Origin of the sequence: Acinetobacter bereziniae (assembly GCF_016576965.1) — a bacterium.
Classification (GTDB): domain Bacteria; phylum Pseudomonadota; class Gammaproteobacteria; order Pseudomonadales; family Moraxellaceae; genus Acinetobacter; species Acinetobacter bereziniae.
Window position 1 is genome coordinate 3,844,251 of the sequence record NZ_CP066119.1, and the last position, 21,822, is coordinate 3,866,072.

22 protein-coding genes and 1 pseudogene are annotated in these 21,822 nt (G+C 34.4%); 11 read left to right on the top strand and 12 right to left on the bottom strand.

All coding sequences use genetic code 11. The features are described 5' to 3' along the window. Nucleotides 1-140: 140 nt before the first annotated feature. Together I9192_RS17865 and I9192_RS17870 are read left to right on the top strand one after the other, a co-directional pair. Nucleotides 141-947, top strand: a complete 807-nt coding sequence (locus I9192_RS17865; protein ID WP_005033624.1) for a helix-turn-helix transcriptional regulator — start codon at nt 141-143, stop codon at nt 945-947. 86 nt (nt 948-1,033) lie between these two features. Then, on the top strand, nt 1,034-1,648 hold the full coding sequence (locus I9192_RS17870) for a LysE family translocator (RefSeq protein ID WP_026040317.1): 615 nt from the start codon (nt 1,034-1,036) through the stop codon (nt 1,646-1,648). Nucleotides 1,649-1,787: 139 nt separating this feature from the next. Here I9192_RS17870 and I9192_RS17875 read toward each other — a convergent pair whose 3' ends face one another. The 3 genes from I9192_RS17875 to sugE (I9192_RS17885) form a co-directional block, all read right to left on the bottom strand. Next, nucleotides 1,788-2,267 (bottom strand): methylated-DNA--[protein]-cysteine S-methyltransferase, encoded by a 480-nt coding sequence (locus I9192_RS17875; protein ID WP_005033628.1) that lies wholly within the window; start codon nt 2,265-2,267, stop codon nt 1,788-1,790. Between the two features lie 42 nt (nt 2,268-2,309). After that, nucleotides 2,310-2,627 carry a quaternary ammonium compound efflux SMR transporter SugE gene (sugE, locus tag I9192_RS17880; protein ID WP_004830040.1) on the bottom strand — a complete coding sequence of 106 codons (318 nt, stop codon included), beginning with the start codon at nt 2,625-2,627 and terminating at the stop codon, nt 2,310-2,312. Nucleotides 2,628-2,717: 90 nt separating this feature from the next. After that, nucleotides 2,718-3,035, bottom strand: a complete 318-nt coding sequence (sugE, locus tag I9192_RS17885) for a quaternary ammonium compound efflux SMR transporter SugE (protein ID WP_005033630.1) — start codon at nt 3,033-3,035, stop codon at nt 2,718-2,720. A gap of 217 nt (nt 3,036-3,252) precedes the next feature. Here sugE (I9192_RS17885) and I9192_RS17890 point away from each other — a divergent pair, with 217 nt between their 5' ends. Continuing rightward, on the top strand, nt 3,253-3,744 hold the full coding sequence (locus I9192_RS17890; RefSeq protein ID WP_005033632.1) for a DUF6985 domain-containing protein: 492 nt from the start codon (nt 3,253-3,255) through the stop codon (nt 3,742-3,744). A gap of 50 nt (nt 3,745-3,794) precedes the next feature. Here the strand turns inward: I9192_RS17890 and I9192_RS17895 are convergent, their stop codons facing one another. From I9192_RS17895 to I9192_RS17925, 7 genes and pseudogenes are all read right to left on the bottom strand, one after another. Further along, nucleotides 3,795-4,727 carry a copper resistance protein B gene (locus I9192_RS17895; protein ID WP_005033635.1) on the bottom strand — a complete coding sequence of 311 codons (933 nt, stop codon included), beginning with the start codon at nt 4,725-4,727 and terminating at the stop codon, nt 3,795-3,797. Continuing rightward, complete coding sequence (locus I9192_RS17900; RefSeq protein WP_010591033.1) at nt 4,714-6,750, bottom strand: multicopper oxidase domain-containing protein; 2,037 nt, start codon at nt 6,748-6,750, stop codon at nt 4,714-4,716. The genes I9192_RS17895 and I9192_RS17900 overlap by 14 nt, the downstream gene beginning before the upstream one ends. Before the next feature lie 56 nt (nt 6,751-6,806). Beyond that, complete coding sequence (locus tag I9192_RS17905; RefSeq protein WP_228129519.1) at nt 6,807-7,232, bottom strand: hypothetical protein; 426 nt, start codon at nt 7,230-7,232, stop codon at nt 6,807-6,809. Between the two features lie 409 nt (nt 7,233-7,641). Next, nucleotides 7,642-8,328: a ribulose-phosphate 3-epimerase gene (gene rpe / locus I9192_RS17910; protein ID WP_005033643.1), complete on the bottom strand. Its 687-nt coding sequence runs from the start codon at nt 8,326-8,328 to the stop codon at nt 7,642-7,644. Nucleotides 8,329-8,596: 268 nt separating this feature from the next. Beyond that, on the bottom strand, nt 8,597-9,730 hold the full coding sequence (locus tag I9192_RS17915; protein WP_005033646.1) for a M48 family metallopeptidase: 1,134 nt from the start codon (nt 9,728-9,730) through the stop codon (nt 8,597-8,599). A 20-nt stretch (nt 9,731-9,750) separates the two neighbouring features. Beyond that, nucleotides 9,751-10,857: a YjgN family protein gene (locus I9192_RS17920; protein WP_005033649.1), complete on the bottom strand. Its 1,107-nt coding sequence runs from the start codon at nt 10,855-10,857 to the stop codon at nt 9,751-9,753. Between the two features lie 171 nt (nt 10,858-11,028). Next, nucleotides 11,029-11,427, bottom strand: a pseudogene (locus I9192_RS17925) (alpha/beta hydrolase-fold protein); the annotation flags it as partial. A gap of 98 nt (nt 11,428-11,525) precedes the next feature. Here I9192_RS17925 and I9192_RS17930 point away from each other — a divergent pair. The 5 genes from I9192_RS17930 to I9192_RS17950 are packed head-to-tail and all read left to right on the top strand — an operon-like array spanning nt 11,526 to nt 17,414. Further along, the gene (locus I9192_RS17930; protein ID WP_200149963.1) at nt 11,526-12,908 is read left to right on the top strand and encodes a tyrosine-type recombinase/integrase; all 1,383 of its coding nucleotides are present in this window, start codon (nt 11,526-11,528) and stop codon (nt 12,906-12,908) included. A gap of 5 nt (nt 12,909-12,913) precedes the next feature. Next, nucleotides 12,914-14,704, top strand: coding sequence for a hypothetical protein (locus tag I9192_RS17935; RefSeq protein ID WP_200149964.1), 1,791 nt, complete (start codon nt 12,914-12,916; stop codon nt 14,702-14,704). Further along, nucleotides 14,697-16,697 carry a site-specific integrase gene (locus I9192_RS17940; RefSeq protein ID WP_200149965.1) on the top strand — a complete coding sequence of 667 codons (2,001 nt, stop codon included), beginning with the start codon at nt 14,697-14,699 and terminating at the stop codon, nt 16,695-16,697. Before I9192_RS17935 ends, I9192_RS17940 begins: the two co-directional genes overlap by 8 nt. Then, nucleotides 16,690-17,106 carry a hypothetical protein gene (locus tag I9192_RS17945; RefSeq protein ID WP_200149966.1) on the top strand — a complete coding sequence of 139 codons (417 nt, stop codon included), beginning with the start codon at nt 16,690-16,692 and terminating at the stop codon, nt 17,104-17,106. Before I9192_RS17940 ends, I9192_RS17945 begins: the two co-directional genes overlap by 8 nt. A gap of 11 nt (nt 17,107-17,117) precedes the next feature. Continuing rightward, nucleotides 17,118-17,414: a hypothetical protein gene (locus I9192_RS17950; RefSeq protein ID WP_200149967.1), complete on the top strand. Its 297-nt coding sequence runs from the start codon at nt 17,118-17,120 to the stop codon at nt 17,412-17,414. Nucleotides 17,415-17,445: 31 nt separating this feature from the next. On the opposite strand, the gene I9192_RS17955 is transcribed toward I9192_RS17950, so the two are convergent. Further along, nucleotides 17,446-17,655: a helix-turn-helix domain-containing protein gene (locus I9192_RS17955; protein ID WP_200149968.1), complete on the bottom strand. Its 210-nt coding sequence runs from the start codon at nt 17,653-17,655 to the stop codon at nt 17,446-17,448. A gap of 85 nt (nt 17,656-17,740) precedes the next feature. Between I9192_RS17955 and I9192_RS17960 the strand changes: the two genes are divergently transcribed. Next, entirely contained in the window at nt 17,741-18,226 is a 486-nt protein-coding gene (locus tag I9192_RS17960) for a hypothetical protein (protein WP_200149969.1), read from the top strand. Here I9192_RS17960 and I9192_RS17965 read toward each other — a convergent pair. Further along, complete coding sequence (locus tag I9192_RS17965; RefSeq protein ID WP_200149970.1) at nt 18,218-19,597, bottom strand: putative phage abortive infection protein; 1,380 nt, start codon at nt 19,595-19,597, stop codon at nt 18,218-18,220. The genes I9192_RS17960 and I9192_RS17965 overlap by 9 nt on opposite strands. Before the next feature lie 147 nt (nt 19,598-19,744). Between I9192_RS17965 and I9192_RS17970 the strand changes: the two genes are divergently transcribed. Both I9192_RS17970 and I9192_RS17975 read left to right on the top strand, forming a co-directional pair. Continuing rightward, on the top strand, nt 19,745-20,842 hold the full coding sequence (locus tag I9192_RS17970; protein ID WP_200149971.1) for a nucleoid-associated protein: 1,098 nt from the start codon (nt 19,745-19,747) through the stop codon (nt 20,840-20,842). After that, nucleotides 20,839-21,816, top strand: a complete 978-nt coding sequence (locus I9192_RS17975) for a GTP pyrophosphokinase (protein ID WP_200149972.1) — start codon at nt 20,839-20,841, stop codon at nt 21,814-21,816. The genes I9192_RS17970 and I9192_RS17975 overlap by 4 nt, the downstream gene beginning before the upstream one ends. Nucleotides 21,817-21,822: the final 6 nt, after the last annotated feature.

Below are 21,822 nucleotides of genomic sequence, written 5' to 3' on the forward strand. Positions count from 1 at the left end.
CGTCTTAAAAAATCAGCACAATAAATAGCAAGGACCAAAAACTTTACCCACCCCATATAAAAGCGTAAATTAATAACTTGAAATGGTGATCATGCTTTTTCAATGAAATTAATCATTATAACAAAATGAGAAGATAACGATTGTCCAAACGTATTCATCAAATCACCCCATTAAGCCTTCCTATTGCTGGCACAGAAGCAATATCGTTGTTGACGGAGCACTCTTTTCCTCGGCATTCACATGATTACTTTGGTATAGGTATTATTACACGGGGAGCACAACGTTCTTGGAGTTTAATTGGTCAAGTGGAAGCAGCATCTGGTGATGTCATTATCGTAAATCCCGGTGAAATTCATGATGGTATTCCTATTGATGGACCACGTTGTTGGCAAATGATTTATTTTCAACCAGAACTATTGCAACAAGAATTGCTTGCTGAAGGACGCTGTGCAGATGCCATATTGCATCCACTCATACATGATCAGTTATTGAGTCAGCATTTATCTCAACTTTTTAAACATATGTCTCAACCTGACATTGAAAGTGTTGCATTAGAAGAAATGCTTTTGTTTAGTTTAATGCATACAAGTCGTCATCACATACTCTCGAAAAAACATCGACCCACGCAACACTTTTCTGTAAAGCGTGCTAAAGAATATCTTGACGAGATGTCTGGATATACAGTTACTCTGAGTGAGCTCGCTGATTTATGCGATATCAGTCGATTTCAACTACTCAGAAGTTTTTCGCATGAATTTGGCATTACACCACATGCTTACTTAATGCAACGACGTGTTTGCCAAGCGAGAAACTACCTATTACAAGGAAAAACTTTAGTTGAAGCTGCTTTATTTGCAGGCTTTGCCGATCAGAGTCATATGACAAGAGCCTTTGCACGTCAATTTGCAATGACGCCAAGTCGCTATCAAAAATATTATTTGTGTTAAAAGTATCCTGCAATTTTATTCAAGACTTTAATTTTATATCTTTAAGATAATCAAGCTTCATTTATATTTGGAGCAGGCTCATGTACATGAGTTTCGAATTTTTAATTACATCACTTATTGTTGTTATTTCACCGGGTACAGGTGCCATTTATACCATAGCCACAGGGATATCACGTGGTACAAAAGCCAGTTTGATTGCTGCAATTGCATGTACATTAGGGATTATTCCCCATATATTCATAGCAATCCTCGGACTGGCGTTCGTGTTTACCATGAGTAGCTCAGTATTTATGATTTTAAAGTTTCTAGGTGTGACTTATTTACTATATATGGCTTGGTCAACACTCCAAGAGAAAGGCTCCTTTCAATTTGAACAAAATGAGACTAAGCACTCCTCTCTTAAAATTATCAAACACGCAATATTTATTAATTTATTCAATCCAAAACTTCCCTTGTTTTTTTTAGCTTTTTTACCTCAGTTTATTTCTAGCCATACCGCTCAACCTATATTGGACATGCTCGGCTTAAGTCTAATATTTATGCTGCTTACATTAGTTGTTTTTATTTTCTATGGGTGTTTCGCTGCAATGATGCGCCGATATGTGTTAGGAAAACCGAGTGTACTAAAATGGCTTAGGCGCATATTTTCTATGAGTTTTGTTGGTTTAAGTATGAAACTCTTATTTAGTTCAAAATCATGAAAGTTTTACTCTCTTTCTAAGTGTCTAAATCATATATACGATTTGATCAAAGTGAAGAATTGAAAAGCTATTTATAGCATTGCTCAAATTTAATTTCGTTTTGACGGAGATTAAGTCAAAAAATTAATTCAAATTTGAGCTAAATTTTCTCCAACTTTAATAACACATCCTTATTTTCCAAACCTCCGGCAAAACCTACCAATTTACCATTTGCACCCACCACACGATGACATGGTGCAATAATAGAAATTGGATTTTTACCATTCGCAGCGCCGACTGCCCGAACGGCTTTCACGTTGCCAATCTGTTCAGCAATTTGCTTATAACTTCGCGTTTCACCAAATGGAATCGTAAGTAAAGCTTGCCAAACCTTTTGTTGAAACTCTGTTCCAGCAAAATCTAGGGCTAAGTCAAATTGGGTTCGATGTCCTTGAAAATATTCATTCAATTGTTGCTGTGTTTCCAACAAAACAGGATGATTTTTATTTTCAATCAATTGTGCTAAACGAACACGTTTAGGATTTTCATTTTCCCAAAGTACTGCAACCAACGCTTGATCGTGGGCCACTAGTTTTAATGTTCCTACAGGTGAATTCATTTCCATAAATGAAAGCTGCATCAATTGACTCACTGTTGCTGATATCTATTTTCACAGATTAACTTAGCTTGAAGATAATTTCATCAACACTAAACCGGAAATAATCAGCACAGCAGCCAACATCCGCATGGCAGATGCCGGTTCACCTAAAAAGAAGATACCGACAGCAAATGAACCCACAGCGCCAATTCCTGTCCAAACCGTATAGGCAGTACCAAGTGGTAAGCTTTTCATTGCATAAGATAATAAGGCAAAACTTGCGATCATAAAAATAAGGGTTAAAACACTAGGAATCAGTTTACTAAAGCCATCTGAGACCTTCATAAAATATGCCCAAACCACCTCAAATAACCCTGCAACCGCCAATAAAACCCATGCCATTCGATATTCACCATTTTCTATATGTTATTTCTCAATATGATCACACAAAAAAGTGCCATCCCCAATCAGGATGGCACTTCGATATTCCAATTAACTGGATGAAAGCTTCATCAGCACTAGACCGAAAATAATCAGTACAGCTGCCAGCATACGCATTGCTGTTGCAGGTTCACCGAGGATAAAAATCCCCACTAAGAATGAACCAATTGCACCAATTCCTGTCCAAATGGTATAAGCCGTTCCCAATGGCAAGGTACGCATCGCATATGCCAATAGACCAAAACTTAAAATCATAAAAAATAAAGTGATAATGCTCGGTGTGAGCTTAGTAAATCCTTCAGACATTTTCATGGTATATGCCCAAACGATTTCAAAGATACCTGCAAAGACGAGAACAATCCAAGCCATGACCAGCTCCAAAATTAAATTAGAATCAGGTCGTCCTGACGATTTTTCTCAGATTGAGGGAGGTCGTTCCTCCTAAAGAATCCTAATTATATCAACTCATCTGACTAAATTTATTAAAATTTACAAAATTTGACCTTATTTACATTTGAATGGTACTTTTTCATCAGGCTTGCTTTATGATCATTCACAGTCATTATAAAAGCGGAGTAGATACGCCATGAAACATGATTATTGGGGTGAAATTCATCCAAGTTGGGCAGGATTTAGTTCAGAAACTTTTTTTTCACATACATTTTTTAATCAACATGCAGATCGAGAAATTTTTTTGGGAGAAGAGTTCGATGAAGAAGGTAATGAAATAGAACAAGAACCTGATCAAGAACAACTTAATGCATTCGCCAAAACATATCAAAAATTTCTACAAAATTTTGAACAACACCTCAAAACAATACAGCAACATGCTTTCGAACGTTACCAAAAACTTTATGCACACCACTATGAAAATCCTGAAAAGTCAGGAGAAGCGGCTTTAAGTATTCACGATGTTGAGTCACATAATCCTTATATTCAAACCATGTTAAATTTACGACTAAGTTCACCAGACATATTAAGGCTATCCATTCATTATGATTTGGATACTGAGCACGGAATGGAGTTTAAGTTTGTCAATGATCAGCTTGAAACCGTAGCAGGTATCGCTGAAACATAAAAGGTCACCTCCTCAGAAGTGACCTTTTATTTATTTTTGAAAATAAAAAATTAGAATCTTAAACGCAACCCTGCACCATATAACCAACCGTTTTCTGAATCAGTTGCTGTTTGCCATTGGGTTTCTTTATTACCCTTAGAGTAAGTATAGGCAACACTGACATAAGGCATGACTTTTTTGGTGATTTCATAACGTGTTTCTAAACCCGTCGTCATACTGTTTAGACCTGACTTTTTTGCATATCGAGAGTCATCACTAAAGACCACATTGAGATCTAAATATGGCTGCAAAATCAGTTTTTGAGTTAACAGTAAATCACGTGAGGTTTCTAAACTAAACGCCACTCTGCTGTCTTGACCAAAATAAAGATAAGCATCTGTTTCAAAGAAATACTGCGCCAAACCATGCAAACCGAGTGCAGCATCTACACGTTCTTGATCAGTTTCTCGTTCAGGATTATCACTATAACGCACACCCGCTTGAACATCCCAGAATGCTGCAATATTACGGCTATATAAGGCACTCAGATCATATTCAGCTTTGCTTGATTCGGCTTTACTGGAACTTCCTTTAATAAACAGTTTATTTTCATCTGTTCCAACTCTGAGTTCGAATGAAGAATCCAGAGTACCTTTACCATCCTCATCCAACATCCAGGCATTGTCGATCGTTACCCGTTGATATACTTGTCCACCATGCTCCTTTCGATGGTCATGTGTATCATGGGATAAACCCGTATTTGCTGAGTCATTACTCTGCTCAGCATCCATTTGATGTTGAGAATGATCAACTGTTTGGTTTGGGTTTTCCATTGAGTTCATTTTGGAATGATCCATGGATGAATTGCTCATCGTCGTGGTGGATTCAGTGATTGCATTCGTTACACCTTGCAGCTGATGACCTTCATGGGCGATTGCTAAACCACTGACTGACAACAATGAAATATTTAAAACTGATTTTGAAAAAAGATTAATGATTCGCATGTTCGCCTCCTTTCATTTCAGTTTTTTGATTTGCTTTTGTTGCTTGAATAGGTTGTGTTGACACTTTGCCATCACTGACATTTGCAACAATCAACTTATTCATCATGCCTGACGTCATGTGATACAACAGATGACAATGGATTGCCCATTCACCTAATTCATCAGCAGTAAGCAATGCCGTCACTGTTTTACCTGGCGGTACAACAACAGTGTGTTTATTTGGCATATCTACTGGAGGTTGACCATTTTCCAACTGCATAAACATGCCATGCAAATGCATTGGATGCGCCATCATGCTGTCATTAATAAATTTAATACGAATGCGCTCACCGTATTTCACTTTAAGCGGTTCAGCCTCGCTAAATTTTTTACCGTTAATCGTCCAGACATAACGCTCCATGGTTCCACCTAAACGCACCACCAGTTCGCTGGTCGCCTCACGCGTATCTGGTTGTGGTGTGAGTGACTTTAAATCACTGTATTGAAGCGCTTTATCTCCTTGAGGTGTTGAAGCATTTGCCCAACCATAAACCACTTGGTCATTCTTAGACTTTGAGGCTTGGTCATGCTGAGAATGATCCATGCCTTGCATACTGTCAGCACTCATCTTCGAATGGTCCATGCCCTGCATACTGTCAGCATTCATCTTCGAATGGTCCATGCCCTGCATACCGTCAGCACTCATCTTCGAATGGTCCATGCCCTGCATACTGTCAGCACTCATCTTCGAATGATCCATGCCCTGCATACCGTCAGCACTCATCTTTGAATGATCCATGCCCTGCATACTGTCAGCACTCATCTTCGAATGATCCATGCCCTGCATACTGTCGGCACTCATCTTTGAATGATCCATGCCCTGCATACTGTCGGCACTCATCTTTGAATGGTCCATGCCCTGCATACTCCCTCCTCCCATACTGGAGTGGTCCATTCCCATATCTTCCATGGTCAACAGTGAACGTGGACGAGCATTAGGCATATGAATACCAGAGGCTTTAGGCATCAATTCATTATGCAGTGTTCCAATCGCAAATCCTGAACGGTCAATCGACTCAGCCTCAATTTGATAATGATTGCCTTTAGGTTCAACGATTACATCATAAGTTTCAGCCGTTCCTATGCGGAACTCATCAACAGCAACAGGTTTCACTGGTTGCCCGTCAGCACTGACAACCGTCATTTTTAAATGAGGAATTCTGACATCAAAAAATGACATTGCTGATGCATTCACAAAGCGTAAACGTACTTTTTCATTTGGTTTAAACATACCCGTCCAATTCTGTTCAGGGGTTTTGCCATTGACCAAAAAGGTATAACCCGTCACATCAGACATATCTGTTTTTAACATACGCATCTGATTCCACATTTTCCGATCAGACCACGTGGTCTTTAAACCATCACGCTGTATTTGTTTCCAAACATCAAAAACCGTTTCTCGTCGATTTTGGTAGTATTCCGCTGAGACTTTTAAATTGTTTTGAATTTGATCACTGGTCTGCTTATGAAAGTCCGATAGCATGACCACGTAATCACGTTCTGTTCGTTCATGCGCTGCCAAAGGTTTTCTATCTTTTGGATAAATGACTAAAGAACCATATAAACCGTCTTGTTCCTGTCCTTTTGAATGCGCGTGATACCAGTAGGTTCCACTTTGACGAACCTTGAACTTATATACATATTCTTCGTTGGGTTTAATTCCATTAAAACCATTAAAACCTGGAACTCCATCCATAATTCCAGGAAGTAACAGACCATGCCAATGAACAGAGGAATCCTGATTTTTTAATTTATTGGTGACACGAATAACAGCATCATCACCTTCTTCAAACTCTAAAAGTGGTGCTGGAAACTGACCATTCACAGTAATACGTTTTAAGGGCTTGCCAATAACATTGACCATTCCTTCATCAATCGTTAATCGATACTCTCTCACTGCCGCCATTCCCCATGTTGAGGAAAACAAACACAATGAGACAAGCAGGCTTTTCGCCAAACGTTTTTGAACTAAATAAATAGACATAACTTAACCTAAATTTTAAAAATAAACTTTACGAATAAAAAGTTTCTAAAATCAGGCTAAGCTTTGGGTGGACGTAAGATTTCTTGCCAAAAACCAGCAAGATGCTGTGCTCTGTAAGTTGCTGGATAAGAAGCACTATTTTGAAAATGATCAGGTATGGTCAATTTGGGGATATCACTATTCAACCAAATCACGGTAGATTGACAGGATAACAAGCTACAATCTTGGCACTTAAACGCTTGTGTTGGCTCAGATTGACTCACTTGCTGATGACAATCATTTTGATCCGTTATCGCTTGATCATTATTTGTATGCTGATTTTGTCCATTTTTATTCTTATTTATATCTGTACAAAGATTTTTAAGCTGTTGTACAGACCCATATTCCTTTTTTGTTTGATGCCCATCGATGTGATGAGATGATGACATCATTTGTTGATGCTGCATACTCATCTGCATGACTTTTGCAGATGCAATAGACACACCACTCCACCCTATGGCAAAAACCATAAGACAAACAAACCACAGCTGTTTGCGGAGTTGTATAAACAAAACTTGAACCTTGTTAAGCCCATCATGAGCCTAAAGCATAGCCAATAATCTCGATTTTGGCAAATATCGCACATTTCAATGCATAAGTACTGATTGGATAAATCTTCAGCACGTTATTTTTTATACAATGCTGAATCATTGAGCAGGTCAATAAACAACACATTTCATAAAAAAAGAGCGCATATGAACTCTTTTTAAACGATTCTTGATGAACGACTAAACAATTGACAACTAATTGTTTAATCTATACCCAGCTTATCCATATGCTTATCAACATAGTTATCCATATAGTTAATCACAATGTTATCCACAGGGTATTTTCAATTTTTGTGGAAAACTTCTAAACTGAAACTTGACCTACTTTGGCTAATTCAGCTCGCATTTCATTGATTACCGCTTGATAGTCGGGTTTTCCAAAAATCGCTGAACCTGCCACAAACATATCTGCACCCGCTTCCGCAATTTCACGAATATTGGCAGGTCCAACGCCCCCATCAATTTCTAAACGAATATCACGACCTGAAGCATCGATAATCTTACGTGCCTCACGGAGTTTTTCTAAAGTCTTTGGAATAAATTTTTGACCGCCAAAACCAGGGTTAACACTCATCAATAAGACTTGATCTACTTTATCCAACACATAATCTAAATAATGTAATGGTGTTGCTGGATTAAATACTAGACCCGCTTTTGCGCCACCATCTTTAATCAGTTGCAAAGAACGATCAATATGGTGTGTTGCCTCAGGGTGAAAGGTAATAATATCCGCACCTGCCTCAAGAAAATCACCAATCATACGATCTACAGGAGAAACCATGAGATGCACATCAATCGGTGCTTTGATGCCATATTTCTTTAATGCCTTACACACCCCAGCACCAAAAGTTAAGTTTGGAACATAATGGTTATCCATCACATCAAAATGGACAACATCTGCGCCTGCAGCCAATACATTTTCAACTTCTTCACCTAAACGGGCAAAATCAGCAGACAAAATTGAAGGGGCAATTAGAAATGGCTTGGACATGAAACAACCTAGCAGATATAAAAATTTTTCCTATTATAACAAACTTACCTTACAAGGTTGATTTAAAAGTAGACAGCTTTAATCTTCATCAGTATTTATAAAATAATTCTAATGCAGACCATCGATGAATCCTGTGTAAATTGTTTCCAACTACAATAAATGATACTGCAAACTTAAAATATTTTCTTTTAAGCATTTTGGATAACCAAAAAAATCAAGGGCTTTAACAAGCCCTTGATCAAATCAGTCGTTATCTAAAGATAGAAGATCATTTGGACTGCTGATGCTTCTCTTGCTGTTTTTTCTCAAAATCGCGAACCATTTGAATGCGTTCTTCAGTTGCAGGATGCGAAGATAATGCATCCAGAATTGCTAAAGACTGATTTTTATCCGACTCTTTTTGCGATGAAGGCGAACTAGCGGATGCCTTTTTATCAGCATTGGCAGTTTGACTCGCATTGTCAGCTTTTTCTGAATCTTCTGTTTCATCACTTAAACGTTGTAAGAAATTGGCAAAATGTGAGACTTCAATGCCCTTTCGATCCATCAACTGTAAAGCATATAGATCAGCTTCAGATTCAAATTTACGTGAATAATTTGCACCAATCATTGCAGCAGGTAATGAAGTAAATAAGTCCGAACTATCTCCCGTCATGGCAATATACAAGACGCTAAGCCCTAAACTGGTTAAGCCTTGTTGTAGGCTATGGCGCTGAATTAAGTGACCTTGCTCGTGCGCCAAGACGCCTAAAATTTCTTGATCACTATGTGCCATTTCGATCAATTCATCCGTGATAATGATGGTATTGTTGGGCAATGCCACCGCATTGGCACCCAAGCGCCCTCCTTCACGAAAAACCAATTTGGCAGGTTTGCCTTCAGCCACTGTATTTAAATATTGTTTGGAAATTAAATCCTTTTGACCTTGAGCCAATTGGCTGGGCGCTGTCCAATTATTTAAAACATAGGTTTCGGCTTCATCCCCTAATTTTTTCAAACTATTTTCAGGCAATTGAAAAGCCACATAATGTGAAGCAGCTGGAACGCCCCATTTGACTAAGGCAAACACAAAAGCAACCACAAAAATCACGCTAAAAATGATCAGGCTTGGTGAACGTTCAAGTTTCCAGATTGAATGCTGAACTTTTTTAGTTCCATAATTAAACCATTCAGGTAATGCTCCATGAAACTCGATACGCGCATCGTCTTTTAATTCAATCACAGGATGTAATTGCCCAAGCGCACCAATCAATGCCATATCTGAATATTGATAGCGCCGATGCTGCTCTAAACGATCACCATAGCGAATCAGAACTTCAGACTCAGATTGAGCTGAAATCTGTGCATGGTGCGGTTTAGACACCACACCATCATAGAAAATAATATCTACTGGTTGTGACATAGATTATTCAACTCATATCATTATAAAGAAATATCAATGTCAAAAATGTCACTGATTTCTTCGGCTAAAGCGCTTTGTTCTTGCTGTGCCAAATTCATCATTTGATCTGGATCATCATGCAAAATTAAGCTCATCGACTCAACCTGATATTTGTGAATACGAATCGCAGCCCAAGCAGACATCAATCCTATGCTTAAAATTTTGACAATCCAGTTTGAGGCAATAATCCATGCGTAACGCCACTGATTGCAATCTGTTTTAAACTGGCTATTGCCCACTGTGGTATTGTTCCATGTGGTAATAAAAAGACGTGCAGCAATCAATGGATAAATAAATAATCCAACCACTGCATACATGATAAATATCCCAGTAATAAAAAAGCTTGGTGAGAAACCTGCAACAGTGCCAATGATGCCGAAATAAACCACAGAAAATGCAATAATTACACCAATCGACATAAAAATAGGCACATAGACAGCCGCCATATAAGCAGACCAATCTGCATTTAATTTAAAGTTTAACTGCCCTGCATATAAATGATTGAGATAATATTTTTTATATAGCCATATCGCTACAGGCGAAAAGATACCCAAAGTAAAAATATACACCAATATGCTCAAGAAAAAGACTTTATAAGACTCTTTAGTGGTTCCAGCAAAATAAAATCGGCTGTTTCCGAATTTACTGTTTCGCGCAGTAAAACGCATAGTTGCACGAATCAACCATGGGACTGCAGCATATAACACAACCAACCCAACCACAGTTGCTATCATTGAATAGTGGGATGAAATGGAAAATGCTGCGTAGATCCCCAATGCGATCAAACGCCCTATTAAAATTTTGGTTGGTATACCCGTAAAGTCAAAGCGTCGCTGAAAAAACTCCGTGTTTCCATAAAAATAACGTAAACGACGAACCTTTGCCCAAGGTGCATACAAACTTAAAGTCACAATGGTCAATAGAATATTGACAATCCATATTCCAAAATACTCCATTGCATCACCATGAAACTTAAAGCGGTGAACTTTAGGGTATTGTTGGTCTGTATATTGCGGAATAATGGGTGGTGTGACCTGTTGATCCACATTCAAATGATCAGGAAATGGAGGTGGAATTTGATCTTGCATATTATTCTCTTTATTCAAATTATGATGGTGAACTCAAGTTTTTCATAATAAAAAATATCAGTGCCAGTGTATATTTTTTCTAAACTGAAAGAAATAGAGTAAAAGCAAACAACTATTTACTTTTACTCAGCATCAATTTGCTTTTTTTAATATTTTGAGATAAATCGTATTCTATTTTTGCAATTGTAAAGCATGGAATTGCAAATGATCATCCATAAAACTTTGGATAAAATAATATCCATGATCATAGCCTTCGTGAAATCTCAGGCTGATCTTTTGCCCAACAGCATTACACGCTTGCTGAAATTTCTCAGGATTCAATTGACTATAAAATTGATCTTTTAAGCCTTGGTCTATCAAAACCTCATCAAACAGTGAACCCTTATTAAGCAACAACTGTGTGGCATCATGTTGGCGCCATACTGATTGGTCATCCCCTAAATAATGGGAAAAAGCTTTTTCACCCCAAGGACATTCACTTGGTGCGCAAATTGGCGCAAAGGCAGACACAGATTTAAAATAATGTGGATATTTCCATGCCAATGTTAAAGCGCCATGTCCTCCCATACTCAATGTACTTTATGTAGTATGCTTCTGCAATGTGCTATGAAAACTATATGGAATTTCGAGCATGTTGTAAACAGGTACTAAACATAGAGTAAGGAAAGATGGGTAACAAATCAGAATCTTATTTTTCAAAATCAAAAGCGCACATCAACTTTATTACTGAATATCGTCCGACCTATTTTAATTCTGCCAGTGACAGCTTTGATCAGATGGGAAGCATCTATTGCCCGAGATTTCCTTCTTTAATCAAAAGCGACAATACTGTTTGGCATCTTGCTTCTGCATATTTTAATCATTTACTAATAGATCAAAGGAAGAGCACAGCATTATTAGAATCTGTTGCATCCGATCTGATAGATTTTCTTAGATTTCTAGAGAATACAGAATTAGACATTTTATATTTACCTCCTAAACCTGAAAAAAGAGTCACTTATCAATTCCATACGTCACTTCTGCAAAGAATTCGACTGGGTTTAATTTCTCCAAGTACTGCTCGTCAAAGGATGAATAGGATTCTACGCTTCTATGATTTCTTAATTTCAGAAAATGTTTTTACGTCAGAAGAGCTAAAAAATAGGCCATATGAGAAAATTAGGACATATGTATCTTGTATTTCAGCGACAGGTGATGTCTATAAAAAACAGGTTGATACTTCAAATTTAAAAATTAGACATAGCCCCCGTCCCTCATATGGTGATGAAATTATCGATGGAGGGCGGCTTCACCCTCTTTCTATGATTGAACAACAAATTTTTCTTAAGTATTTAGAACAATACGGTTCTAGGGATTTTCAACTTATTTGCTATATGGCTCTATACACTGGGGCAAGATTACAATCTATCTGTACGTTAAGAGCATTTCATATAAAAGAGTTACTTACCAAACAAATGCCGAATAGTGTTGATGATACCTACAGCATTCGAATAGGTGGAAAATCAATTATTGATACTAAGGGTGGCTATGAACACAATTTGAAAGTACCAGCATGGTTAATCCAAGATATAGATCAATATTTAAGTTCTGAATCTTGGAAGCAAAGAGCATCTCAGAGCCTTTATAAAGTTGAAGATGAAAATTACGTCTTTCTTACTAAGCATGGAAACCCATACTACACATCCATCAAAGAAATTGAGGATCGTAATCTTCAATTATTTTCAAAAAAAATAAAGTTTTCAATACATAGAGGTAATGCAGCCAGACAAGCACTGACTAAATTGATTAATCTTATGCACAAAAATAAAGAGGATATCAAGACATTCACTCTACATGATTTACGTGCAACTTTTGGAGTCAACTTGCTTCTATCGGCCTCAAAACATGTTAATGATATTGATAAAATTTTACCCTACATTCAAAGCAGAATGGGGCATCGAAATATCATGAGTACAATTCACTATGTTAGGTACATTGCTTATTCAAAATCTAATGCTGAAGTAGACAAAAAATTTGAAGAAATACTATTTGATTATCAAGGAATTAATTGAAGATCATGTTTGAAGAACGAGAAATTAAATATCTTTTCCCTGAAGATTATGAAGCCCTATCAACCTCATTTTTACCTAATGTCGTTTTAAAATTAAAAGTAGTAGGAAAAATATCATATCTAGATTTTGGTACAATTTTTTTTCAAAACCATACAGCAGTGAGTAGACGAACACACTACGCATTAGTTGATAAAAACTCATTGTTCACAGGATTAATCTCACCATTACATGAGTATATGTTGGATATGGCCCAAAAGTATTCTCATGCCTCAATTAAACACTTTTTTAAAGTTATTAGAAATGTAGTTAAAGATCTATACTCTCGTTATGGCATATTTGAATTACAGGAAAGATCACAAGCATTAGATATATATAAAGAATATACACAATACCTAATTATTGATCGAGCAACTAAACTTAAAAATTCGATTACAGATCTTGGTCAATACAATAGGAAGCAACATGTTTTTGCAGAAATTTTATCAAGATCACTGGAGATTGATATTAAAGAGGTAAAGAACTCTTATATAGAAATCGCATCCAAACATAAAGAACATAATATTCCAGTTGATGAGCATAAATTTAAAAAATTCTTCCAGATAAATGAAACAATATTTTTAAATTTTTCTGACTTCTTGATTAACAAGAAAAACCTACCAATTCACATAAAAAATAAAAATATTGATATTTCATTTTATGAAGTATTTAATAACAAGAAAATAGAACGGAACAACATAAATAAGATTAATAAAAATAATGCAAAAATTTTAAATTTAGCAATCACGGCATTTATAAACTGTTTTGTATCAGCATCAGCACTAAACACATCACAAATATACAGTTTAAAAGTCTCTGACGTAAAAGACTTACACTCTTCAACAAAAGGGATGAGAGTTATTACCACAAAGCCGAGAGCTGGCTATAAAAATATTGAATTAACTTTACCTTTGAAATTTAGAAAATTACTATTGGATTATTTAAACCTTAGAGAGTGGATAATAAAAAATTATAAGTTTGATGATGATATAGGTGAAAGTGAAAATTTACTTTTCATAGGTTTAAATAACACTAAGGCTATTTATAAAGATAACTTTATTATACCTTACTCTGAAAACCAACATAATATATTTAGAACTTGGTTTATAAAAAAATTTTATGAAATAGAGTGGATTCCATTATCAAAGCTAAGATCCACTATTGCAAATATTTATCATAATGAAAGTAAAAACTTAAATATAGTAGCTAAAAAATTAGGGAATACTCCTCAAATCATTGCCAGCTCATACACAGAAGCTACTGAATCTCAAGTCTTAACTGAAATGACTAATACCTTTCAAAGTATCTCTACTTCAGCACTGATCATATCAAATACTGCTTCAACGATAAGGCTAAACTTGGCTAACACGTTAAGTACTGACATGGGCCATTGTTTCACTAAAGCACCTAAACTTCGTAGTATTTATCAAAATATTGACCTAGATACACCCAATTGCTCAAACCCAATTTCATGTTTATTTTGCGAAAACTATGTCATTCATACAGACAAAGAAGATATTCATAAGCTTTTATCGGCTAAAAAAGTTTTTGAAATGGCGAATTCTAACCAAAACTCAGAAAATATTTTTCTTGTTATTCAAAAAATAAATGATGTTTTGGATTCTATTCTTAATAACGACCCCAAGAATGAACAAACTATTATGCTTAGCTCTGAATTAATAACCACTGGAAAATTAAGCCCTTTTTTTGAAATTATGCTCAATACACTTACAGATTTAGGTGTGAATTTTTATGAATAATATCCCTGCTATTGCAGATACGTTTGGTGCATCGAAACAAGAATTTAATCACCACCCTAAAAATGATACCGTCATTAGCTTAGATCAATTAGGAAAACCACTTAGCTACTTCGAAAGTGAAATTTGGGAATTGGGTTGCTACGCACATAATTACACTGACCAATCTGAAATTAATTTTTATCTAGACCACACATCCGCCCAAAAATATACGTTGTCACATCAAACAAAAATTGTTTTATTTTATCTAATGTTCTCAAGAAAAAGACGAGACAACAATATTACATTAAAAACTATCCAAGGTAATTTCTTTATCATTAGAAAAATTGCATATTTATGTTTAGACTTCAATTGTGATTTTACAAATATTAAAAATAATGGAATTTTTCTAAAATCTTTAAAAAATCATCTATCGGAATTAAGCTGGGAAAGTAAAAAGAAATATATAAACATATTAAATTCAATTAATAAAGCAGGTATGCTTTATCAAATTGATAATTTTGGATTTAGTGAAAAATATATTCAAGAAATAAAAGCAGCTCAACATTCTGAAATGAAAGAACACAAGCAGACTCTTTTAATTCCATCTAGGATTTATGGGCAGTTTATTGACAGTGGCTTAAAATTCTTTGATGAAATACAACCATTTATGAATGGAATTCATAATTTGGTTCGTGAAAATGACTTTCATACACATAAAGAAGGGAATAATCATCGTCAGAAATCCAAAATATTTAAAGCAATGCTAGAAAAGCACGGACTAACCGAATTAAGCGCAAAATATGACATGAGGTTTAGTCAACGTGTCTTATTCTTCATCCAGTCTATTCAAAATTTAGGTGCCTTTCTACTACTATGCTTTAGCGGAATGCGCCGATCAGAAGCATTAAATTTAAATTATGTATCATATCAGGAGATAAAAAGAAGAAATCTACCATCGGCATGGGTTCTAAAAGGAACTACTAGTAAGTTTACTCAAGTTGGAGCCGTCGCAACGTATTGGGTTTCGTCTAGTGTAATTCACCATGTTATTGATGCATTGCAGAAACTGACAAAAATACATCAATCATGGTCTGCTAAACGAGGAGTCATTTCACATTTAGAACTTGAATCGTATCCTCTGTTTCCATCATTCGCCATTAAGCATGAAAAATCATTCCATCCCATTTTTGAGATGCCTTTAGGCGGATTTATGGAAGATCATTATTCAATTTATAGAGCGATAGATCCCATCATTTTCACAGAAGATGATTTACATGAGTTAAATATTTTTAATCCATTAATTAATTGGTTAGATGACTATAAGCTTGAAATTGGAAAGCCATGGAAGTTTACTAGCCACCAGTTTCGTAGATCTTTGACGGTATACAGTGCTCGAAGTGGTTTAGTGAATATTCCAACACTAAAACGCCAATTGAAACATATCACTTATGATATGACATTGTACTACGGCAAAAACTATATGAATGCTCAAAATATCATACAAGATCAAAACCTTTCGGATAGGGAGTATGAATCTAGCCTAATTAAAGAATATAGAAATCAAACCTTATATGAACAATTATCTGATTTCACAAAAGATGTAGTACAAAAAGATACACCTTTATTTGGAGGTGAAGGTACTAGACTACAAGTACTTAAAGATCAAAATAAAGCTCCTGTCTTTTTAACCGATAAAAAACAGACCGAAAAGTATATTTTTGAAGGAAAAATTGCTTATCGGAAAACAGTTCTGGGTGGATGCTCTCGTACTTCAGGTTGTAATAAGTTAGGATTTTCTTATATCACCGCATGTATCCCTTGCTCTTATTCAATTTTCAACGAAGACTCCATTGATGCTCTGGAATTAGCAAAAACCGCCTACGCTAAAATTGCTGATGAAAAATTAAACACAAACGAGTCTTTGTTATATGAGCAGTACATACAAGAAGTCAAAGCAGTCGAACAACTTCTAGAAAAACTTCGTAAGAAATACATTGAGGTAAAAAATGTCTAAAGCTTTGGTGAATCTTAATGAAGCGCTGAATCGTCTAATTATGAATACGCCTATTAGAGTGCTTAAAGGCTCAAAAATCAATAATGATACAGTTGCATTAGAAGCTGGTTTGAAAAGAGGTGCTGTAAAGCGCTCTCGTCCTGAACTTGCAGAGTTATTAGATAATATTAGAGAAGCTGAAGCAAAAAGACTTGGCAAGGAATATAGTAAGAAGAACTCAAGAATTGTAATGCAAAATGAAACTTTAAAGCTCAAGCAACAGTTAAAACAACTTCAGGAAAAATACGATGTTCAACTTAGCCAAATCAACTCTTTAATCTTCGAAAATCATAGATTAAAGCAAGAAAATCAATTCCTAAATGAGGAAAATAATAATAAAATCATTAGCTTTAAGATCAATAAAAATTAGAGAAACTCTTCATGAAAGACTGGTTGATTAATGAGTTTTATACATTTGTAGAAATTGTACATAGACGTAAATCAATTTTAATTTTACCTTGCCTTGGTGTGATTCTATTTACCTTACTAGACATATGGATGCAACACTTACTTTTAGACACTGTAAATAAGGCATCAAAGTCTATCATTGATTTGACACCTATTTTTGTAAAGCACTATGAAAAAATGCGTCGAATCGCTTTTTTCGAAATTGTTCTCGTTGGTAGCATCTTATGGTCAATCAAAGAATATTTAAAAATGAGAAAAAGATACTATTAGAATTAAAACCAATACTCAATTGAAGCATGTTTTAAGGTATTAAATTCTTGATATCTACGTTCAGCACATGTGCAATTTGAGCCAATTTTTCAACGGTTACACTCACCTCTCCTCTTTCAATTCTACCCAAATAGCTACGATCGATACCTGTCAGAAGTGCCAATTGTTCTTGGCTGACTCTCTCTTGCTTACGCACCTTTCTGATTTGAGAACCTATGGATTCTGCAAGTTCTTGATTCATGGCTAATGCCCAAATACAAGAACTATCAGGAATTGAAGGTTTTTAATCCACGGACTATAATCCTCATTATTTATTAAAGATCATTATGAACTTAGAATCCTTACCACTTTTCCCTCAGTTCATGAGGGTACTATGCAGCTATCAAATTTCTTATTTTCAAGTCAGTGATATATTTTCTAAAGTGCTGTTGTTAGGAGTTGAAAACAATAATATTAATTATCAGAATATCTACCGTTTGGTACAACGATTTGTAAAAGAGGGATATTTAGCAATTGATGACACCAAAACTTCCTATAAAACCTATTCTGAAACAGGAGAAATGAGGAGGCTTAGAGATCGGCTATGCAGTGAATCAAAAGATACAATTGATGCGCTTATATCCGAAAAGGAACAGCTGGAATTAGAAATCTCAAGCCTTAGCAGTGAAATTGAGTTATATGAAGAATTAAAACAATCCTATCCAAATTTACAATTTATAATTGAACAACTTAAGGAAAAGAACACAAAACATTTATCTTATTTAAAAAATAAGAAAAATGCTTTATGCTCACTTATCATGCATTTACCTTAATTTATCATCAAAATACTTAAAGTAATCCTCATAATTAATATGATACTTAGTTAAAGCATAAATAGCTTTTAAATACTCCATATTATTTATATTTTTTATTTCTTCTTCAACAGATTCTATTTGCTCAATAGTTCTACTCTTAAAGACTTCATCATTAGAGTTAGCTACTTCTCGCAACCTCATATTTATAAAATCTTTTTTACGAGGAACTACTTTCGACTCAATCAAATTAATAAAACCATCAAAATCTCCACCTTTAAAACTTAAAAGTTTAGTTTGATTATCTGGATAAAAACTATAAATAATATTATGATCAATCAAAATACAAACCAAATCATCTATAATATTAAAATCGAATTCACGATTAATCCCATTTAGATCTTCAAAATAAACATAAAAATAATCATTATCACAGAATGCACACTCATCATACATATATGCATATTGTGTTAAGAATCTAATCAAGCCATCTTTTCCCACATCAATTAACAAAGGCTCAAACAAACCATATTTTTCAATTATTTTCTTATATTTATTATATCCATTTAACCCATTAAAAAATAATGACTCCAACTCAGATTGTTGTAAAGTGGCCTTAAATATATCAAAATATTGTTTTTGTTTATGTGAGTATCCTTTACCATCAAAATCATCAAAATTTTTTAAAGCATCATTATTATCAATCAACCTAACAATTTGATAGCAAACTCTAAAATAAGTACTAAATGAGCCAACTAAAAAATTTTCATAATACTCTTTCCAAGTACCTTCAAAATTGGTTTTAAAATATTTAATGTGATGGCTTATAGCCTCTTTTCCACGAAGCTTAATTATTTCTGAGCCTGATTTATTTTCTAATGTAATACGTTTATATTCACATGTAATATCTTGGATAACATCATTCTTCGTCTTTAATAGTTCAAAGAAGATATTCTCAAAATTTTGAATAGCAATCTGTTGTTGTTGTTCTATAGCTGATTGAATCTGTTTTTCTAAGCTATCATTTTGTAATATTAATATTTTTTCCTGAGTCCGTACATTCTGTTCTTCTAAAAGAGCAATAGTTTTTTGATGATCGGAAGTATCCTTTAGTACATCTCTGGTATCTCGTAATTCTTGAAGCTGCAATCTGATTGATGAGGTTAACCAATAAAAAGCTAAAGCTGCAAGAACAGGGTTTAAAGTCCCACCTACAAAATCACCAAAAGTTCCCCATGTACCTTGATTTGAATCAATCTCTCCGTGAAAATTAAAAAAATAAATTCCTAACACCCCAACTATCAAAATAATAGCTATACTGATAGACCATTTTATTTTCCTCTCAATATTTCTAAGATTTTCATCTTGGTTATCAAATTCAGAACTACTCATATTACTCATATTTTTATTAAATTTTGAAAACACGACATTTTGTGTCGCACCATATCATTTTATTATATATTTTTTTTATTGCTTGGTGCATTATTATCATGCAGAATATCATTTAATTTCTATTTGATATTAGGATGTTATAAAATAATGTCTTTAACAAACCTAACCGTTCATCGAATTATTATTCACCAAATTTTCCAGAAAACCTCAGACACCATGACATCCCCTGAAAAAAGTACTGAATATACAAACTTTGATACTAAAGCACAAATGGATTTTGATAGTCGTGTTATTGGAGCGTTGGGTTCAGACTCTAAAGCAGTTTCGATGCAAATTATTGATGTTGATAGCTTAGGTTTACCATCTATAATCAATAAAGCCGTTGATGATTCCAATGATGACTTTATTAATTCATCCTATGCAATTGCTCATAGATTAGCTAAAGCTCAATTTGAAAAGGGTCGTTCGATTGGAGGGGGTATTGTTGTTGTGTTCACTGGCACATATGGGGCAATGAACAAAAAAATTATTGGTGTTATGAAAGCCGATATTCATAGTGGCTATGAAAAAATAACTACTGAAAATGGACAAATTTCGTTAAAGCATATAGAAGATTTATTATTGACTCCATCATCTAAGCTATACAAAACAATTGGCTTTTGTGAAAAATTAGATTACGATAAATCTTCAGATAATCTTAATGATAAATGGTCAGTTTTAATTTCTGATAATCAAATTAGTCAAGTTAATGGAAAAGCCGCAGCTGAATATTTTTATAGTACTTTTGCAGGATGTGGCTATCCTGAAACAAGTGCAAGAACTACTAAGTTTTTTTATGATGCCACTAAAGATTTTATTTTGAACTTAAACGAAAAAAGCTCCGAAGAAAAGTATGAATTATCTAACGCATTAACTACCTATTTAAAATTGGGTCAATCCAGTGTAGTTAATCCTATTGAATTTGCAGAAAATTTTTTTGAAGAAAGTATAATTGACGATTATAGAAATCATTTAAAAGATAGAAAAATACCTATTACATCATTTACAAAAGATGTTGAGCATATCAAAAATCAATTAAAACTACACAAAGTTACATTCAGCAATAATGTTAAAATTGAAGCTGATCCTGATACGTTTAAAAGTGATATTTCAATTAGAACTATTGAAGGTGAGAAAGATGAAAACGGCAACATACCAGAATGGACTCAAATCATTGTTAAATCAAAATTAATTATTAAGAAATGAACGAAAAAGAGCTTGAAGAAAAATGGCTTTCTGAAGAACCTATCTATAAAGCATGGGGAGACTTTATCGCATCTCAAATTCTAAATTCTTTGAAATCAATTGGCTTAAATCCTGAAAATCATTTAAAAATCGAGCCTAAAGTTAGAATTAAAAATATAAAATCTTTGCTGGATAAAGCATTTTATCGTAATAAGATATATGTGGACCCTTATAATGAGATTGAGGATAAGGTTGGTCTAAGATTTGTTGTTTTACTAGCAGATGAAGTTATTAGTCTAAGCCAGCTAATAGCTTCACACGATTCTTGGAATAGTGTTATTGCAAGAGATTATGAAGAAGAAAAAAATAAGGAACCTCTTCTATTCTCTTATCAATCCATGCACTTTATTTTGAGATCAAAGTTTGAAATTGAATACAATGGTATTAAAATCCCTCCTAATATACCGTGTGAAGTGCAAATTAGGACTTTACTACAACATGCTCATGCTGAATTAACACATGATGCGATATATAAGAATAAACAGAAAGTCAAACCTACGGTACTTCGTACTGTAGCAAAATGTATGGCATTGATAGAAACTACTGATAGTTTTTTTGTTGATGCTACAAAAGATTTAAGTTCAAATTCAATCACAGAGTTTAAAATAATTGAAAGGTTAGATTCCATTTTTTTATCAAAAGTTGAATTACAATCTTACAACCAAAAATCATGTCTAATAGTCTTCGATACATTTGAATACTTAATAGATGAGAATACCATTGATAAAATAATAAATACTCTTGATGAGCACTCTTATCTTATTAATAGAATTAAGACTAACTATACTATTTTAAACTTATATCAACAAAGTTATATTCTTTTTGTATATTGGATGCTGGAAAATAAAAAACATCTAATTGTTAATGAATGGCCATTAGATAAAAAGATTTTACAATACCTTGCAACTGATATAGGAGTTAGTTTAATAAACTAACTCCTA

What these genes read in the sequence shown, in the direction of transcription:
- I9192_RS17870 (WP_026040317.1), top strand. Translation starts at nt 1,034, where the DNA reads ATGAGTTTCGAATTTTTAATTACATCACTTATTGTTGTTATTTCACCG.
- I9192_RS17875 (WP_005033628.1), bottom strand. Translation starts at nt 2,267, where the DNA reads ATGCAGCTTTCATTTATGGAAATGAATTCACCTGTAGGAACATTAAAA.
- sugE (WP_004830040.1), bottom strand. Translation starts at nt 2,627, where the DNA reads ATGGCATGGGTTTTATTGGCGGTTGCAGGGTTATTTGAGGTGGTTTGG.
- sugE (WP_005033630.1), bottom strand. Translation starts at nt 3,035, where the DNA reads ATGGCTTGGATTGTTCTCGTCTTTGCAGGTATCTTTGAAATCGTTTGG.
- I9192_RS17890 (WP_005033632.1), top strand. Translation starts at nt 3,253, where the DNA reads ATGAAACATGATTATTGGGGTGAAATTCATCCAAGTTGGGCAGGATTT.
- I9192_RS17895 (WP_005033635.1), bottom strand. Translation starts at nt 4,727, where the DNA reads ATGCGAATCATTAATCTTTTTTCAAAATCAGTTTTAAATATTTCATTG.
- I9192_RS17900 (WP_010591033.1), bottom strand. Translation starts at nt 6,750, where the DNA reads ATGTCTATTTATTTAGTTCAAAAACGTTTGGCGAAAAGCCTGCTTGTC.
- rpe (WP_005033643.1), bottom strand. Translation starts at nt 8,328, where the DNA reads ATGTCCAAGCCATTTCTAATTGCCCCTTCAATTTTGTCTGCTGATTTT.
- I9192_RS17915 (WP_005033646.1), bottom strand. Translation starts at nt 9,730, where the DNA reads ATGTCACAACCAGTAGATATTATTTTCTATGATGGTGTGGTGTCTAAA.
- I9192_RS17920 (WP_005033649.1), bottom strand. Translation starts at nt 10,857, where the DNA reads ATGCAAGATCAAATTCCACCTCCATTTCCTGATCATTTGAATGTGGAT.
- I9192_RS17930 (WP_200149963.1), top strand. Translation starts at nt 11,526, where the DNA reads ATGGGTAACAAATCAGAATCTTATTTTTCAAAATCAAAAGCGCACATC.
- I9192_RS17935 (WP_200149964.1), top strand. Translation starts at nt 12,914, where the DNA reads ATGTTTGAAGAACGAGAAATTAAATATCTTTTCCCTGAAGATTATGAA.
- I9192_RS17940 (WP_200149965.1), top strand. Translation starts at nt 14,697, where the DNA reads ATGAATAATATCCCTGCTATTGCAGATACGTTTGGTGCATCGAAACAA.
- I9192_RS17945 (WP_200149966.1), top strand. Translation starts at nt 16,690, where the DNA reads ATGTCTAAAGCTTTGGTGAATCTTAATGAAGCGCTGAATCGTCTAATT.
- I9192_RS17950 (WP_200149967.1), top strand. Translation starts at nt 17,118, where the DNA reads ATGAAAGACTGGTTGATTAATGAGTTTTATACATTTGTAGAAATTGTA.
- I9192_RS17955 (WP_200149968.1), bottom strand. Translation starts at nt 17,655, where the DNA reads ATGAATCAAGAACTTGCAGAATCCATAGGTTCTCAAATCAGAAAGGTG.
- I9192_RS17960 (WP_200149969.1), top strand. Translation starts at nt 17,741, where the DNA reads ATGAACTTAGAATCCTTACCACTTTTCCCTCAGTTCATGAGGGTACTA.
- I9192_RS17965 (WP_200149970.1), bottom strand. Translation starts at nt 19,597, where the DNA reads ATGAGTAGTTCTGAATTTGATAACCAAGATGAAAATCTTAGAAATATT.
- I9192_RS17970 (WP_200149971.1), top strand. Translation starts at nt 19,745, where the DNA reads ATGTCTTTAACAAACCTAACCGTTCATCGAATTATTATTCACCAAATT.
- I9192_RS17975 (WP_200149972.1), top strand. Translation starts at nt 20,839, where the DNA reads ATGAACGAAAAAGAGCTTGAAGAAAAATGGCTTTCTGAAGAACCTATC.